Here is a 15,263-nt window from a genome sequence, read left to right on the forward strand (position 1 = left end):
TTCTATTTTTACTGTCCCTATTATACTAAATTCGCAAAAAACAAGCAAAAAAACCGCCGATTGGGCGGTTCTCCTTAGTATAAATCTTTGACGACCTCTCCATCTTCTAGATAGGTAAACTGCTCCGTCAAATCTGACGTGAAAACCTGATACATTTCCTGAAAGCTCACAGCCAGCGAGTAGCGGTCAAGATCTTTGCGGTCAATCCAGAACACCTCGCCTTCTTCGGATGAGACCAGTTCTCCCTCAAAACGATTGGTCTTGTAAAGAAAAACGATATAGCGCTCATCTTTTTCAGTATAAAACTGCTTGACACCACACAAGCGAGGCTCATAGATCGTCAGACCCGTTTCTTCCTTGATTTCCCGTATCACTGATTTGACAAAGGACTCACGATGTTCAACATGGCCACCTGGAAAGCAGAGGCCCGTCCAATCATCATTTACTTTATTTTGCACTAAAATGCGGTCCCCATCGTAAACCATACACATATTTGTTAAAATAACTCGCTCCGCTCGTGACATCTCTGTTCCTCCATCTACCGACCGATTCGCTCGGCCTGCTGTGACTCATTATAACATAAAAGTGATTAAATTGATGAAAATCCAGATTTCTCAGCCCTTCCAGCAAAAAAACCGCCGATTGGGCGGTTCTTATAGGGAGATTATTATGAAAAAGAAAAGTTTTAGGATTTCATCAAATAAAGTTAGGAGGTCTTCATTTGATGGTTATATTATATAAAGCTTATCTTAAAATTAGCTAAAAATAATTTTAGATTTTATAATTCTTGCAAAAGATATTGAAATAGCTCTAAATTGCCCTTTTCTTCGTTGATCAAAAACTCTGGATGCCACTGAAGGCCGATGATACGGCTGCCGTCCACAGCCTCAATCGCTTCGATGGTATTATCCCTTGGGTCAAAGGCAGTTGCTCGGAAATTAGGCGCCAAGTCCTTGATGCTTTGGCGATGGACAGAATTGATCTGGCTGGCCTGACCAAATAACCGCTCCACAACACTGCCTTTCTCTGTACGAATAGAGTGCGAAGTCCCAAATGGCTGCCCCTGCCAATGATTGTCAATCTGCTGATTAAGCGTGCCACCAAAAGCAACATTGACCAGCTGCAGACCGCGGCAGATAGCCAAGACTGGCTTACCCTGACGAATAGCCTCCTTTAAGAGTGCTAGCTCAAACTCATCCCGAGCCAGATTGTAATCATCGCTATCAATGGCCTTTTCCTCTCCATAAAACTGCGGATGAACATTTTGACCGCCTGATAGGATCAGCTTATCAATGGTTTCTATATAGTCCTTGACCAGACTCTTATCCCCGATAGGAATCACCATAGGCAGACCGCCGACTAGCTTGATGCTTTCGGCAAATTTGCAAGATACAGATGAATGAATGTTTTTGCCCGCCTGATCCACTGGACAAAGATTAGCCGACACTCCAACAATTGTTCTGCACATAGATGATCTCTCCTTAACTTGATATAGAATATCTTACCATTCCACCTCTCAGCCGTCCAATAGTATTTTTTAAAGTCGATCATAAAAAATTTTTATGTCAAGAAAAGTTTTCCACAAAAAGGGATATAGTAGCGACAGACAAGAAAAAATCAGCAGAAGTCCGCTGATTTCATTTTTCTAATTCAAGCATGACACTGACTGCGGTCAAGGCATAAAGCGGAGCTGTTTCAGCCCGCAGGATACGTGGGCCTAGACCTGCTGATACAGCACCTGCTTGGCCAAAGGCCGCTACTTCATCTGGCGATAGACCACCCTCCGGCCCGAAGATAAAGAGCACTTTTGCTCCGGCTGCCAAGCCTCTCACTGCCTCTACTAGAGCAGCAGCTTCGCCTTCCTTGGCTGCTTCTTCATAGGCCACGATGATACGGTCAAAGTCTGCCAAGGCCGCTAGAAAATCTGCCTGTTTATCAAAGAGCCGAACCTCTGGAATCAGATTGCGCTTGCTCTGCTCTGCTGCCCCCTGAGCAATTTTCTCTAGCTTTTCGCTCTTTTTAGCTAGCTTTTTGCAATCCCACTTGGCCACCGACCAGTCAGCTGGAAAGGCCCAGATAGCACTAGCTCCTAGCTCCGTTGCCTTTTGGGCGATAAACTCTAACTTATCACCCTTGGGAAAACCTGAAGCAATGGTCACTTGAACCGGCAATTCCACATTTTCCGCTAGCTCCTCCAAGATTTCCAAGCTCTGCTGGCTGGAGTCTAACACCCGAGCCAGTCGCTTCACGCCATCATCAAAGACCAGTGTGACTTGGTCGCCCTCTTTGAGCCGCATGACTGAAAACATGTGTTTGGCCGTGTCCTTATCCGTGACCACCAGAGGAGACTGAGGACTTCCTTTTATAAAATACTGCTGCATCTAACCACCTATCACGCCTGAAATATCCTGCGTTTTCTTAAAGACACAGGCATTCCATTCGCCCTGAATCATATGCGTTTCCAGGAAAAATCCTGCTGCTTCTGCTGACTCGCGCACCATTTCCCACTTCTCAGAAATAATCCCACTCATAATCAGATAGCCCTCATCCTTGACCAAACGATAGGCATCCTCTGTCAGATGGATGAGAATATCGGCCAAAATGTTGGCAACAATGACATCCGCCTCAATTTCTACGCCTCGAAGGAGATCACCCGGCGCCACGTGGATGTTCTCCATACCTGGATTGAGCTCAATATTTTCCTGTGCCACGCGCACAGCTACCTCATCTAAATCATAGGCGTAGATGTCCTTAGCACCCAAGAGAGAGCTAGCAATGGATAGGACGCCACTGCCTGTGCCTACATCCAGCACAGTTTCTCCGCCTCGCAAGACCTGCTCAAGCGCAAAAAGGCTCATCTTGGTCGTCGGGTGAGTCCCTGTACCAAAGGCCATGCCAGGATCCAGCTTGATAATCTTCTCACCAGCTGTCGCCTCATAATCCGTCCAAGACGGCACAATGGTCAAGTCATGGGTGATACGAGCCGGCTCAAAGTATTTCTTCCAATTGTCCGCCCAGTCTTCCTCAGCCAGTTCCTGCCGAGTCAGCTGAATATCTCCCGTCTCCAAGCCGAAGTCATCCAGCTCAGCCAGACGTTCATTAGCCTGGGCCGCAACAGCCTCTATATCTACCGAATCCGGGTAGTAGCCGGTAATCTTGACCCGCTCGCTCTGCTCAACTTCTGGAAAAAGCTCACCATACTGGTCAACCTGCCCCAGATAATCTGCGCTGTCATCGATAGCCACACCCTGACTGCCCAGCTCAATCAGAATATTCGAGGCTGCTTCCTCCGCCTCACGCTTCACTTCAATCGTTAATTCCTGCCAAGTGTCCATTTAGAACCTCCTTATTCATCAATTAGTTCTTCTAATTCTTTTAGTGTTCTACCATTTTTATCTCTCCAGTCAGTCCGCCCATTTGTATTCATTCCTAGAACAAAAGCTGCTGCATAAGAGGGACTAGAAAAAAGTTGTTTTTCTTGTAAAATACCATTTCTAATTACATTTGCTTCAATTAACTCCTTACGAAGTTCTTGAAGGCTAGCTGGTATTACGGGTGAGTCAATCACCTCTACACAACTTCCCTCCAAAACTACAAAACCTTCAGAAGTACGTTCACAGATTGCTTCAACAGTTCTATTTGATTTCTTAGTTTTTCGCTTTAAATACAAATAAGTTGAGTGGTCATCAGATAAATCCTGCTCTACTTTCTTTACCATAGGAACAAAAACTCGATATCCCAAAGTACCAACTATCATCAAGGTATTCTCTACAACTTCGTCTAACTCAGATTGTTTTTCTTCAGTTACATTGCCAGAATTTGGTTCAATACCATTTTTTACAATAATCGACCAGATTCTTTAGCTAGTTGGGTAAATTTATTTTCCAAGTAACTAATTTCTGTAGGTCCAAAAGAGTTATTTTGCGTAGTTAAAATAATGACATCGTTAAAATAATCTGCATGACTATCACGAGTATGTTCTTGAACTCGTAATAGTACCCCTTCACCGTTTTTTCGTGTAGAAGCTTGTCCAATGTAGGTCATATCTTTTTGCTTATCTTCATCGCGTCCAAATAAAAAATAAATTCCACTCTGCTTCATCTCATCACGCGACTTCAAGTCTGCTAATTGAATACGTGGAATTTTGTATATCACTCCTGTCCAATTTGACAAGGTGCACTTGATTTTACCAGTTACTTCCCCATCCATGAGAAACATATTGATATTTTTACTACGACTCACCAAGCTCTTCCTCCAAATAATCTTTCAACCTGTCCTGCAGCTGCGGAATAACCTTTTCATCTACTAAAAATTGGCTCACATCCATCATCTGATAAGCCTGTCCCTCATCGCCAAAGGCGATACTAGCACATTCTTCCTGAGAGATGGTTCCCACCATAAAAATAGAAATTTTGTCTGGATTAAGCATTCCTTGATATTTCTTAACCCAGAGAATATCCGCTTCTTCAAGCTTCAAACCAAGCTCTTCAAAAACTTCTCTTTGGACACATTCAAAAGGCGTCTCCTCGCCCTCGCGGCCACCGCCCGGCAGCTCCCACATATTGGGCCAAGGGATGGATGAAATATTGTCTCGCAAGATAGTCAGCAGCTTATCATCACATATCAAGGCGATCTTGCAGCCAGAAAATTCCATCTGTTTGTGCAGCAAATCTAATTCTTCTGTATCTTCCATAAGCGCCTCCTAATACCTCGGATATGAATAAAATTCTGTCTCAGTCAAGTCCGCTCTGCCATTTTCAAAAGCCTCAGCATTCCAAGCTAGCTCAAACTCTGCTGCCTCTGGATCTGCTAAAAAGTCCATGAGCGCATCGAGGCCAAACTCAGCCGTTTGGGTTAGGAAATCCACGAAATAAGCCAGAAACTCCCGTGACAGGCCCTTCTTAGGCTCATAGGGCAGGGCAGCCAGATAGTCCTCGGCCTCAAAACGAGACTTGACCGGATTATAGAAAAGCACAGCCTCCTCAAAGTAAATATCCTCTGCCGAGGCATTGCCCTCAGCATCAACCGTCTCAATCCCGCCGGGATTTTGTACCTCAAGGAGAAAGGCGATCTCGACTGCGTGATTCTTCTTGTCCCAGTTTATCTCATAGTCAAAAGGAAAGCTCTTTCCCATTTCCTCGTCCAATATCTCTAAAAAACCGTACTTAGCCATGATTTCCTCTTTTCATTGTGATAAAATATTACTATCTATAATAGTAACACAAAACGCTAAGAAAAACACTTGCAGAAAGGAAATCTTATGCCAGAAAACCTAGCCCTGCGCATGCGACCGACCAGCATTGATCAGATTATCGGCCAGCAACATCTGGTCGGACCTGGAAAAATCATCCGTCGCATGGTTGAAGCCAACCGCCTGTCCTCGATGATTCTCTACGGGCCACCCGGCATCGGAAAAACCTCTATCGCCTCAGCTATTGCCGGCACAACTAAGTTCGCCTTTCGGACCTTTAACGCCACCGTAGATAGCAAGAAGCGCCTGCAGGAGATCGCTGAAGAAGCTAAATTTTCTGGCGGACTGGTGCTCCTGCTGGATGAGATTCACCGCTTGGACAAGACCAAGCAAGACTTCCTACTGCCACTACTAGAAAGCGGGCTAGTCATCATGATTGGGGCGACGACGGAAAATCCTTTCTTTTCTGTCACCCCTGCCATCCGAAGCCGAGTTCAGATATTTGAGCTTGAGCCCCTAAGTAACGACGACATCCGGACAGCCATTCAGCTAGCCTTGACGGATAAGGAACGAGGATTTGATTTTCCAGTAGAGCTAGACGATGAAGCTCTGGAATTCATTGCTATCTCTACCAACGGAGACCTGCGCTCTGCCTATAACTCGCTGGACCTAGCCGTACTCTCTACCCCAGAAGATGGCAAGGGTATCCGCCACATCACGCTCGATGTCATGGAAAACAGCCTGCAAAAGAGCTATATCACCATGGATAAGGACGGGGACGGTCATTACGATGTCCTCTCCGCCCTGCAGAAGTCCATCCGTGGCTCCGATGTCAATGCCAGCCTCCACTACGCAGCTCGGCTCGTTGAGGCAGGAGATCTGCCTAGCCTAGCTCGACGCCTGACCGTTATCGCTTACGAAGATATTGGCTTGGCAAATCCAGACGCTCAAGTCCATACAGTTACAGCTCTGGAAGCAGCCCAGCGGATTGGCTTTCCTGAAGCTCGTATCCTTATTGCCAATATTGTTATTGATCTGGCTCTATCTCCCAAGTCCAACTCAGCCTATGTGGCCATGGACAAGGCCTTAGCTGACCTACGGAGGAATGGAAACCTGCCCATTCCCCGCCACTTACGCGACGGCCACTATGCCGGCAGCAAGGAATTGGGCAACGCACAGGACTATCTCTACCCTCACTCCTATCCTGGCAATTGGGTCAAGCAGGACTATCTGCCTGACAAGATAAAAGATGCCAATTACTTCACGCCTAATGAGAATGGCAAATACGAGCGAGCCCTTGGAATGACTAAGGATAAGATTGATGACTTAAAAAAATGATGACATCGTTTGCAAAAAATCACATTTTTCTCTTGAATTTTTCAAAATTTATGGTATTATAATTATAGAAACGCTGTGGTGTACGACTTCACACTTAAGTGTTGACCGACTATTTTTTGTATTATTAGGGAAACAAAAGACTTCTAACAGCGTGCAAGCCGTGTCACGCGGAAGCAGCTTCAGTTAGAGCGAGTTGCCCACCTGCTTAATTGCGCGGGTTCAATACAAATCGTGAAGGTCCGGCACCAATACAGCTTTTTCTCTTGCCTCCTTAGCTCAGTTGGTAGAGCAGTAGACTCTTAATCTATGGGTCGCAGGTTCGAGCCCTGCAGGGGGCATAGAAAGTATGACTAAAAAGCCTTGGAATCCAAGGCTTTTTCTCTTGTCTCATGAGCATTTGCCCCGTCGCTTGCCCCACATTTTTTATGAGTAATCTATCCCAACTCCTCTGATGTAATTAAATTCTCCCTAATCTAATGAAACCTGCAAGTCGAACATCTGTTCCAATTCACTTATCATGGACTAGCGTTTGGCAAACCACAAAAGACCACCCTTAAGGTGGTCTTTTGTCTAAGAAAACTATTTCTCATCAAGGTAATTATAGCAGAATATGTGACTATAGAATAATTGTTTTTCAACAAGTCTTATTGGTGAAATTACGTAATTCTGGATAATGCGTGAAGGAATGCAGAAAGTTCAAATACGATTTTTCTTAAAAAATTTGCAACTTTACGCTTGACATGGAACGCGTTCCAGAATTTATAATGGTTTCAGAAGAAAGAGAGGTACATTTTATGAATATCAAACGTATTTTTTGTGACATGGATGGTACATTATTAAATAGTGAAGGACGAGTGACTAACAACAATGCTGCCTTAATACGTGAAGCAGGGATTCCCATAACTTTAGTATCTGCTAGAGCACCAATGGAAATGAAGGATGCCATAGAGGCCCTTCAATTAAAAGGTACCCAAGTTGCGTTTAACGGAGGATTAATTTATACAATAGGCGATCATAATCAAGTCCTACCTATTCGTTCACAAACCATTAAAAAAAGCACAGTAAAGCAGTTGCTGAGAGGAATACGGCTGCATTTCCCTCAAGTTAGTTTATCTTATTACGATCTTAATAACTGGTATTGTGATAAAATAGATGAAGGAATCCTATACGAACATAGTTTAACTCAACAAACACCAACGTTTATTCATAATGAAGATCAGTTTTTAGAAGGCCAAATAAATACTTTTAAGATTATGATGATTACTTTCGATGAAGCAAATATGCTAGAATTACAAAAATATCTTCAAAGTTTGGACTTACAAGAAATCACTATTCAACGTTCAGGTAAGGCCTATCTTGAAATTACACATGTCTTAGCCAAAAAATCTAAAGGAATTGCTTACATCCTTCGAAAAGAGCAGTTGGCTAAAGAAGAAACGGCTGCATTTGGAGACGGACATAATGATTTGCCGATGCTTGAAATGGTAGGTTACCCTATTGTTATGGATAATGCCTTTGATGACATCAAAGCGATAGCCTATAAAATAACGAAGTCTAATGATGAAGATGGCGTAGGATATGGGATTCAGAAATATTTAAAGTAGGACTCTTATAATGACGAGTATTAGTGATATAGCTAAAAAAGCAGGCGTTGCTAAATCGACAGTTTCCCGTGTGATCAATCATCATCCACATGTTTCTGATGAGACACGACAAAAAGTAATGGATCTTATCACTGAATTGGATTATATGCCAAATCAGCTAGCACGGGATTTAAGTCGAGGAAAAACACAAAAAATAGGTGTCGTCATTCCACACACGCGCCACCCGTATTTTACACAATTAATAAATGGTCTCCTAGATGCTGCTAAAGCTACCGACTATCAACTTGTTATGATGCCTTCAGATTACAACCAAGAATTAGAACTATCCTACCTGAAGCAACTCAAAAAGGAAGCTATTGACGCTTTAATCTTCACTTCAAGAGCTATTAGTCTTGATATGATTGAAACCTATGCAAAATATGGACGCATAGTGGTTTGTGAAAAACTGCAGGGATATCAGCTCCTATCCTCCGCTTACCTTGACCGCTACTCTTCATTTGTGGATGCTTTTTCTGCTATGAAAGCACGAGATTTAGAACACTTAGTTTTGTTGTTTTCAAGAGATAATGAATCATCGGCTACCTATCAAACCGCATTATTAGCTTATCACGATGTTTATGGTCAACTATCGACTCCACATACGGTATTTGGGAATATCCACGACTTCAACGATGGCCTACATGTATCTCATCAATTGATAAAAGATGCTCACATCGATGGTGTATTAGCTACAAGTGATGAAGTTGCTGCTGGGCTCATAAAAGGATATGAAGAAAGTGGAAAAAAATGTCCCTATATTATTGGTCAGGAACATTTATTAGTCGGGCAACTGTTGAAACTCCCAACTATAGACCACAAATCCTATTCATTAGGAAAATTAGCATTTAAACAAGCTTTATCTGAATCAATTAGTCAAGAAGTTTTGATCTCAGAATTTTTATCTCAAGGCGATTAGTCATTAAAAGTAATAAAAAAGTTTCCAACTATACGAAATTGGAAACTTTTTTAATGATTCATAGTTTTAAACAGTTATTACTTGCCCCATTTTAAAATAATCAGATTTAAAATCATTCCAAGCATCTTCCAAAAATCACTTATATTTCAATATAAAAAGACTTCAAACCATTGTTTTGGATCAATAGTTTGAAGTCTTTTTTACTTTATTGATTTCAAAAAAGTTGTACTTTCTTCGATGTGTCTTACATCATGCCGCCCATCATGCTTGGATCCATAGCTGGTGCTGCTGGCGCAGGTTCTGGCTTGTTGGCCACAACAGCTTCTGTTGTCAAAATCAAGCTAGCAACTGAAGCGGCATTTTGCAGGGCTGAGCGCGTCACCTTAACTGGGTCAATGATTCCAGCTTCAATCATGTTCACCCATTCGCCAGTCGCAGCATTAAAGCCTGTACCTGCTTCAGAGTTTTTCAGGCGGTCAATGATGATAGAGCCTTCAAATCCTGCATTCAAAGCGATTTGACGGACAGGCTCTTCCAAAGCGCGGAGGACGATGTTACGACCTGTTGCTTCATCACCTGTTAATTCGAGAGCAGCTACTGCATCTAATACGCTAACAAAGGCTGTACCACCACCTGACACGATTCCTTCTTCTACTGCGGCACGAGTTGCGTTAAGAGCGTCTTCAATGCGGAGTTTCATTTCTTTGAGCTCGGTTTCGGTTGCAGCACCGACCTTAATCACCGCCACACCACCGGACAATTTAGCCAGACGTTCTTGCAGCTTTTCTTTATCAAACTCAGAAGTTGTACTTTCGATTTGTGATTTGATAACAGCCACACGATTGGCAATGGCTTCAGGATTGCCAGAACCTTCCACAATCACAGTGCTGTCCTTGTCAACAGTGACTTTAGAAGCTTGTCCAAGCGCTTCAATGGTCGCATCTTTGAGCTCCAGACCAAGGTCTTCTGTAATCACTGTACCGCCCGTCAAGATAGCGATGTCTTCCAACATAGCCTTACGACGATCACCAAAGCCAGGTGCCTTGACAGCCACTACATTGAAGGTACCACGAATCTTGTTAAGAACCAAGGTTGGCAGAGCTTCACCATCCACATCATCCGCAATAATCAAGAGCGGACGGTTGGTTTTCAAAATACTTTCCAACAATGGCAGAATTTCTTGAATGTTAGAAATTTTCTTGTCTGTAATCAAGATATAAGGGTTGTCCAGATCAGCCACCATTTTTTCACTATCTGTCACCATGTATTGAGACAGGTAGCCACGGTCAAACTGCATTCCTTCTACGACATCCAGCTCAGTTTCCATACCTTTGGACTCTTCGATAGTGATAACGCCATCGTTGCCAACTTTTTCCATAGCTTCAGAGATGTACTCGCCGACTTTCTCGCTACGAGAAGAAACGGCAGCAACCTGAGCAATCGCTTCCTTGTTAGAAACTGGAATCGCAGTTTCTTTCAGAGCGCTGACAGCAGTCGCAACTGCTGCTTCAATTCCGCGGCGGATACCAATTGGGTTGGCACCCGCAGTTACGTTTTTAATCCCTTCTCGGACGATAGCCTGGGTCAAGACAGTAGCAGTCGTTGTTCCGTCTCCAGCGATATCGTTGGTTTTTGAAGCCACTTCTGACACCAGCTTAGCGCCCATATTTTCAAAATGGTCTTCCAGTTCGATTTCCTTGGCAATGGTCACACCGTCATTGGTGATGAGGGGTGAACCAAAAGATTTTTCCAGAACAACATTGCGACCTTTAGGGCCCAAGGTTACCTTGACAGTATCTGCTAAAATATCCACACCACGAACCATTGCACTGCGTGCATCTGATGAAAATTTAATCTCTTTTGCCATCTTTAAACCTCTTTCTTCGATTTTTACTCAACAATTGCAAGAATGCTTGCTTCCCCAACAACCAAGAATTTCTCATCTTGATCTTTGACTTCAATGCCAGCATGACTTTCAACTAAAACCTTATCACCTGGCTTGACACTTGGTGCAACCAACTCTCCGTTCAACGTACGGATGCCTTGACCAACTGCGATGACTTTCGCTTCTTTTGTCGCGTCTTGCCCTGCACCAGCAATGACAAAGCCACCAACTTTCTGTTCTTTTTCTTCTACTTTTAAGACCACACGGTCACCTAATGGTTTTAACATCTTTTTCCTCCAAAGATTAAATTTTAGCACTCTACGATACCGAGTGCTAATCTATAGTTATTATTTTATCACTTGGTCAGAAATAGTCAAGAAAAAACTTTGCCGAATGACAAAGTTTTTGGGGGAAATTAATTGGAAACATTATTGAGCTAACTTCAATTTCTCTTCAAAATCATCAATAACCTTTTGCAAATTTAGTCTACCCTTGTAGATGCCATAGCCAAAGACTAGCATGGCAAGAATTCCCAAAACAGCTAAGATGACTCCTACGATGAAAAGAAGCAGATTGGTTCGATGAAAGAGATAGATCAGGACAAAACTGATTACTTCCTTTCAAAAAACGAAGGTAGCCTCATGAAATACCTTCGTTTCTGTAAGTCTTTATTCAAATACAAATTGATTGTGGTAGAGCTCCGAATAGAATCCGCCCAGTTGCAACAGCTCCCTGTGATTGCCTCTTTCAATGACTTCCCCATCTTTTAAGACAATAATCTGGTCCGCATTCAATATAGTCTTTAAGCGGTGAGCGATGACAAAGCTGGTTCGACCTGCCACAATGGCCTCCATCGCGCTCTGGATCTTGCTCTCGGTTACCGTATCAACATTAGAGGTGGCCTCATCCAAGATCAGCACTTGAGGATCCGTCAAAAGGGTTCGAGCGATTGAAATCAATTGCTTTTGACCTGTTGAAAAGATGTTTTGATCATCATCTACGATTGTGTCGTATTTATCAGGCAAGCTTTCAATATACTCGTGAATATGGGTGGCACGCGCAGCGATTTCAACCATCTCCTGACTTGCATCTGGCACTCCAAATCTAATATTGTCTCGAATGGTTCCGCTGAACAAGACAGAATCTTGCAAAACGATACCGACATGACTGCGCAAGCTATCCAAGTCATAGTCTCGGATATCGCGTCCGTCAAATTCGATGCTGCCCTTATCCACATCGTAAAAGCGATTGATCAGGTTCATAATAGTCGTCTTGCCTGACCCTGTCGGTCCTACAACAGCAATCATCTTCCCTTTTGGCGCTGAAATGGAAACATCTTTCAAAATCGGTTTGCCTTCTACATAAGAGAAATCCACATGCTTTATCTCGACGCCTTCTTTCAGCTCGGTAAAGGCCGGAGCATTCTGTGGACGCACTTCCCCAGGCGCATCAAACATTTCCTGAATCCGATCCGCGCCAGTGAAAGCCAGCTGCAGACTTCCCCAGCTTGCCGCAACCTGAATGATAGGCTGATAGTATTGTTGAGAAAACTGTGTAAAGGTTGAAATCAGACCAATGGCTACTGAGGTCTTCACATTAGGATCATTGAGCATAATGGCTGAACCCACAAAAATCACGATAGCCGTATTGATCAGGCTCATTCCGTTCATGACAGGAAAGAGCAAGCCAGCAAAAGCGCGTCCTTTAAAGGTTGCTGACCGAACCTTATCATTTTGCTGGACAAAGCCTTTGATAACTTCGTCTTGCATTCCCTGCACAATAACTGCCTTCTGGCCGGAAATCGTCTCATCCATGTAAGCATTGAGCTGACCGACTTCTTTTTGCTGCAAGTCTGTGTACTTGCGAGCCAGCTTGACGATGGATACCAAGACAATGATGGCTACTGGCGTACTGGCAATCGTCACCCAAGCTAAAGTCGCATGCCGCATAAACATGATGATAATCAGGCCGATGTAGAGAGCGATATTGCTCATCACTTGGACTAGACTCTCGTTGAAAGCCTGCAAGATATTATCCAAATCACTGGTAAAACGCGACAAGATATCCCCGTCTTGATGGCGGTCAAAGAAGGAAACGGTCAAACGAGCCAATTTCCCAAAGAGACCCTTACGCATTTCATTGGTTGAGTAAGAAATGATCCGACTCATCAATAGCATGTAGATCAAGCTAGATAGCGAAAGGAAAATGAAAGCCAGCGCCAAATTCCACATGATTCCTTGGAAAGCGGCAAAGGCTGAAACATCACCTGAAGCAAGCTTGCCACTCGCAAAAGCACTACCCAACTCCACCAGCTCACTGATGGCTAGACCTGTAAAAATCGGAAAGAGAACCTGTAAAACCGTCGAGATGACAATCATAATCATGACGACCAAAAAGGCCAGTTTATACTGTTTAAAATATTGCCAGAAAAATTTTGCTGTTTTCATCTTAGTCCTCCTTTCCTTTTTGAGTCTCATAAATTTCTCGGTAGACATCATTTGTAGCAACCAAGTCTGCGTGTCTACCTTGCCCAATCAAGCGCCCTTGATCTAGCACCAAAATCTTGTCCGCATGAACAACGGAGCTAATCTTCTGGGCAATGATGATGGTCGTTGTTCCCTTCAAATCCTTGTTCAGCGCCTCTTGAACCAGTTTTTCGGACTTGGCATCCAGAGCGGAAGTCGAGTCATCTAGGATAAGAATATTGGGATTGCTGACGACACCACGCGCGATGGACATTCTCTGCTTTTGTCCGCCAGAGAAATTATTTCCCCGTTCTTCGACTTGGCTGTTGTAGGTATCTTCCATGCGATTGATAAACTCGCTTGCCTGAGCAATTCGCGCCGCCTGTTCTAATTCTGGCAGGCTAGCATTTTGCTTTCCTTGGCGCAGATTGTCCGCAATCGTCCCCTTAAATAAAATAGCTTTTTGCAGAACGATAGAGACATTTTTTCTTAGCAAAGCTTCACTAATCTCTCGCAAGTCCTTGCCACCAATTTTGATGGAACCTTCTTGAGGATCAAAAAGACGCGGAATGAGCTGAGCCAGAGTTGATTTTCCTGCTCCTGTCGCTCCGACAACACCAATCATCTCTCCTGGTTTGACTTCAAAGCTAATATCCTTGAGCATGGGCTCTGTATCTGTCGGATAGGTAAAGGTCACATGGTCAAAGACCAGACTACCTTCCAGATCTTCTTCAACTTCATGCTTGAAGGTCATCGCTGGCTCTGTATCCAAGACCTCCTTGATCCGCCGAATCGATACCATTGCACGCGTAACGGTATTGCCCAGAAAGCCAACCATGATGATGGTAAACATAATTTGATTCAAATAAGAAATGAAAGAGACAATCGAGCTAACCAAGCCTGGATCCATCTGTATCATGCTAGACAAGAGCCACATGGTCAGATAGACAGCCCCGTAGCCGACGATCATCATCATTGGTTGAACGATCGAAAAGGCGTATCCAATAAAGAGATTTTGCTCCAAAAGTTCATCTGAAACTTGCGTAAATTTCTGATACTGTTCTCTCTCCTGCACGAAAGATTTGACGACACGGACGCCACGCAGGTTTTCTTTGGCAATCGAATTGATCTTTTCTAAGAGGACTTGGAATTTGGCAAAGCGTGGACCCATCAAGCCCATCATTACTCCTGTCAAAAAGAAGACCAAAAAGACCATCAAGACAATGACCCACCACAAGGAAGGAATGGTCACCACCGCCAAAATAAAGGAACCTAAAAATAAAATAGGCAGGCGGAATAAAATCTGAAACATCATCATGACCAAATTTTGTACTTGGTTGATGTCGTTTGTCATTCGGACGACGAGATTCCCCGCATTGAACTGTTCAATATTGGCATAAGAGAAGGTCTGGATTTTCCGAAAGGTCTTTTCCCGTAAATCTGACGACACACCTTGGGAAATATAGGCTGCTAGAGTCACATTTGCCCCGCCAGCGAGCAAGCCAACAAGACCAAAGCCTAGCAACCATGCCCCCAAACGATAGATTTCTTGCCGATTTCCTGCCAAAAGAGCATTTAAGACATCTTTGAGATACAGGGGCTGCAACAGCGAGCTAGCCAGCATCAGCGATGTCATAAGAAGAGATAGAAAGATAAATAATTTATAGGCTGATAAAGCTTTTCTGAACATAATTCCTCCTCGTAGATTTTTAACTTTGTTTAGCTTCCTTACTATATCACACATAAAAACAATGTCAAGTAAGAAATTTCAGTTATTATATGGTACAATATAATAAATAACTCTAAATTGATTGAGTCCTTTTAT

General features: G+C 43.4%; 13 protein-coding genes, 1 tRNA gene and 2 pseudogenes. 4 read left to right on the plus strand and 12 right to left on the minus strand.

Annotation, left to right across the window (positions count from 1 at the left end; genetic code table 11):
- Positions 1 to 74: 74 nt before the first annotated feature.
- The 7 genes and pseudogenes from D8793_RS01070 to D8793_RS01105 all read right to left on the minus strand — a co-directional run bounded on the left by D8793_RS01070 (position 75) and on the right by D8793_RS01105 (position 5,173).
- Positions 75 to 524, minus strand: a complete 450-nt coding sequence (locus D8793_RS01070) for an 8-oxo-dGTP diphosphatase (protein ID WP_125370896.1) — start codon at positions 522 to 524, stop codon at positions 75 to 77.
- 254 nt (positions 525 to 778) lie between these two features.
- Positions 779 to 1,468, minus strand: coding sequence for a gamma-glutamyl-gamma-aminobutyrate hydrolase family protein (locus D8793_RS01080; RefSeq protein ID WP_125370895.1), 690 nt, complete (start codon positions 1,466 to 1,468; stop codon positions 779 to 781).
- A gap of 169 nt (positions 1,469 to 1,637) precedes the next feature.
- Positions 1,638 to 2,381 carry a 16S rRNA (uracil(1498)-N(3))-methyltransferase gene (locus tag D8793_RS01085; RefSeq protein WP_125370894.1) on the minus strand — a complete coding sequence of 248 codons (744 nt, stop codon included), beginning with the start codon at positions 2,379 to 2,381 and terminating at the stop codon, positions 1,638 to 1,640.
- Positions 2,382 to 3,335 (minus strand): 50S ribosomal protein L11 methyltransferase, encoded by a 954-nt coding sequence (gene prmA / locus D8793_RS01090; protein ID WP_125370893.1) that lies wholly within the window; start codon positions 3,333 to 3,335, stop codon positions 2,382 to 2,384.
- An 11-nt stretch (positions 3,336 to 3,346) separates the two neighbouring features.
- A pseudogene (locus tag D8793_RS01095) lies at positions 3,347 to 4,245 on the minus strand (GIY-YIG nuclease family protein).
- A complete protein-coding gene (locus D8793_RS01100; RefSeq protein WP_125370892.1) occupies positions 4,232 to 4,693 on the minus strand; it encodes an NUDIX hydrolase in 462 nt (153 codons plus the stop codon). The pseudogene D8793_RS01095 and the gene D8793_RS01100 overlap by 14 nt, the downstream one beginning before the upstream one ends.
- A 9-nt stretch (positions 4,694 to 4,702) precedes the next feature.
- On the minus strand, positions 4,703 to 5,173 hold the full coding sequence (locus tag D8793_RS01105) for a DUF3013 family protein (protein ID WP_125370891.1): 471 nt from the start codon (positions 5,171 to 5,173) through the stop codon (positions 4,703 to 4,705).
- An 87-nt stretch (positions 5,174 to 5,260) separates the two neighbouring features.
- Between D8793_RS01105 and D8793_RS01110 the strand changes: the two genes are divergently transcribed.
- The 4 genes from D8793_RS01110 (at position 5,261) to D8793_RS01130 (ending at position 9,088) form a co-directional block, all read left to right on the plus strand.
- Positions 5,261 to 6,529, plus strand: a complete 1,269-nt coding sequence (locus tag D8793_RS01110) for a replication-associated recombination protein A (RefSeq protein WP_125370890.1) — start codon at positions 5,261 to 5,263, stop codon at positions 6,527 to 6,529.
- Between the two features lie 265 nt (positions 6,530 to 6,794).
- Positions 6,795 to 6,867 (plus strand) — tRNA-Lys (locus D8793_RS01120).
- Positions 6,868 to 7,323: 456 nt separating this feature from the next.
- Positions 7,324 to 8,133 carry a Cof-type HAD-IIB family hydrolase gene (locus D8793_RS01125; protein WP_125370934.1) on the plus strand — a complete coding sequence of 270 codons (810 nt, stop codon included), beginning with the start codon at positions 7,324 to 7,326 and terminating at the stop codon, positions 8,131 to 8,133.
- 10 nt (positions 8,134 to 8,143) lie between these two features.
- A complete protein-coding gene (locus D8793_RS01130) occupies positions 8,144 to 9,088 on the plus strand; it encodes a LacI family DNA-binding transcriptional regulator (protein ID WP_125370889.1) in 945 nt (314 codons plus the stop codon).
- Between the two features lie 244 nt (positions 9,089 to 9,332).
- On the opposite strand, the gene groL is transcribed toward D8793_RS01130, so the two are convergent.
- From groL to D8793_RS01155, 5 genes and pseudogenes are all read right to left on the minus strand, one after another.
- Positions 9,333 to 10,955 carry a chaperonin GroEL gene (gene groL / locus D8793_RS01135; RefSeq protein WP_125370888.1) on the minus strand — a complete coding sequence of 541 codons (1,623 nt, stop codon included), beginning with the start codon at positions 10,953 to 10,955 and terminating at the stop codon, positions 9,333 to 9,335.
- Positions 10,956 to 10,978: 23 nt separating this feature from the next.
- Positions 10,979 to 11,260, minus strand: coding sequence for a co-chaperone GroES (gene groES, locus D8793_RS01140; protein ID WP_048766103.1), 282 nt, complete (start codon positions 11,258 to 11,260; stop codon positions 10,979 to 10,981).
- Between the two features lie 141 nt (positions 11,261 to 11,401).
- Positions 11,402 to 11,584 (minus strand): annotated as a pseudogene (locus D8793_RS01145) (PTS subunit); the annotation flags it as partial.
- Positions 11,585 to 11,641: 57 nt separating this feature from the next.
- Positions 11,642 to 13,420 carry an ABC transporter ATP-binding protein gene (locus tag D8793_RS01150; protein WP_125370887.1) on the minus strand — a complete coding sequence of 593 codons (1,779 nt, stop codon included), beginning with the start codon at positions 13,418 to 13,420 and terminating at the stop codon, positions 11,642 to 11,644.
- A 1-nt stretch (position 13,421) separates the two neighbouring features.
- Positions 13,422 to 15,128 carry an ABC transporter ATP-binding protein gene (locus tag D8793_RS01155; RefSeq protein WP_125370886.1) on the minus strand — a complete coding sequence of 569 codons (1,707 nt, stop codon included), beginning with the start codon at positions 15,126 to 15,128 and terminating at the stop codon, positions 13,422 to 13,424.
- Positions 15,129 to 15,263: the final 135 nt, after the last annotated feature.

The organism is Streptococcus cristatus, from assembly GCF_003943465.1.
GTDB lineage: Bacteria > Bacillota > Bacilli > Lactobacillales > Streptococcaceae > Streptococcus > Streptococcus cristatus_C.

Coding starts and splice junctions, on each gene's coding strand:
- D8793_RS01070 (WP_125370896.1), bottom strand. CDS start 524: ATGTCACGAGCGGAGCGAGTTATTTTAACAAATATGTGTATGGTTTAC.
- D8793_RS01080 (WP_125370895.1), bottom strand. CDS start 1,468: ATGTGCAGAACAATTGTTGGAGTGTCGGCTAATCTTTGTCCAGTGGAT.
- D8793_RS01085 (WP_125370894.1), bottom strand. CDS start 2,381: ATGCAGCAGTATTTTATAAAAGGAAGTCCTCAGTCTCCTCTGGTGGTC.
- prmA (WP_125370893.1), bottom strand. CDS start 3,335: ATGGACACTTGGCAGGAATTAACGATTGAAGTGAAGCGTGAGGCGGAG.
- D8793_RS01100 (WP_125370892.1), bottom strand. CDS start 4,693: ATGGAAGATACAGAAGAATTAGATTTGCTGCACAAACAGATGGAATTT.
- D8793_RS01105 (WP_125370891.1), bottom strand. CDS start 5,173: ATGGCTAAGTACGGTTTTTTAGAGATATTGGACGAGGAAATGGGAAAG.
- D8793_RS01110 (WP_125370890.1), top strand. CDS start 5,261: ATGCCAGAAAACCTAGCCCTGCGCATGCGACCGACCAGCATTGATCAG.
- D8793_RS01125 (WP_125370934.1), top strand. CDS start 7,324: ATGAATATCAAACGTATTTTTTGTGACATGGATGGTACATTATTAAAT.
- D8793_RS01130 (WP_125370889.1), top strand. CDS start 8,144: ATGACGAGTATTAGTGATATAGCTAAAAAAGCAGGCGTTGCTAAATCG.
- groL (WP_125370888.1), bottom strand. CDS start 10,955: ATGGCAAAAGAGATTAAATTTTCATCAGATGCACGCAGTGCAATGGTT.
- groES (WP_048766103.1), bottom strand. CDS start 11,260: ATGTTAAAACCATTAGGTGACCGTGTGGTCTTAAAAGTAGAAGAAAAA.
- D8793_RS01150 (WP_125370887.1), bottom strand. CDS start 13,420: ATGAAAACAGCAAAATTTTTCTGGCAATATTTTAAACAGTATAAACTG.
- D8793_RS01155 (WP_125370886.1), bottom strand. CDS start 15,128: ATGTTCAGAAAAGCTTTATCAGCCTATAAATTATTTATCTTTCTATCT.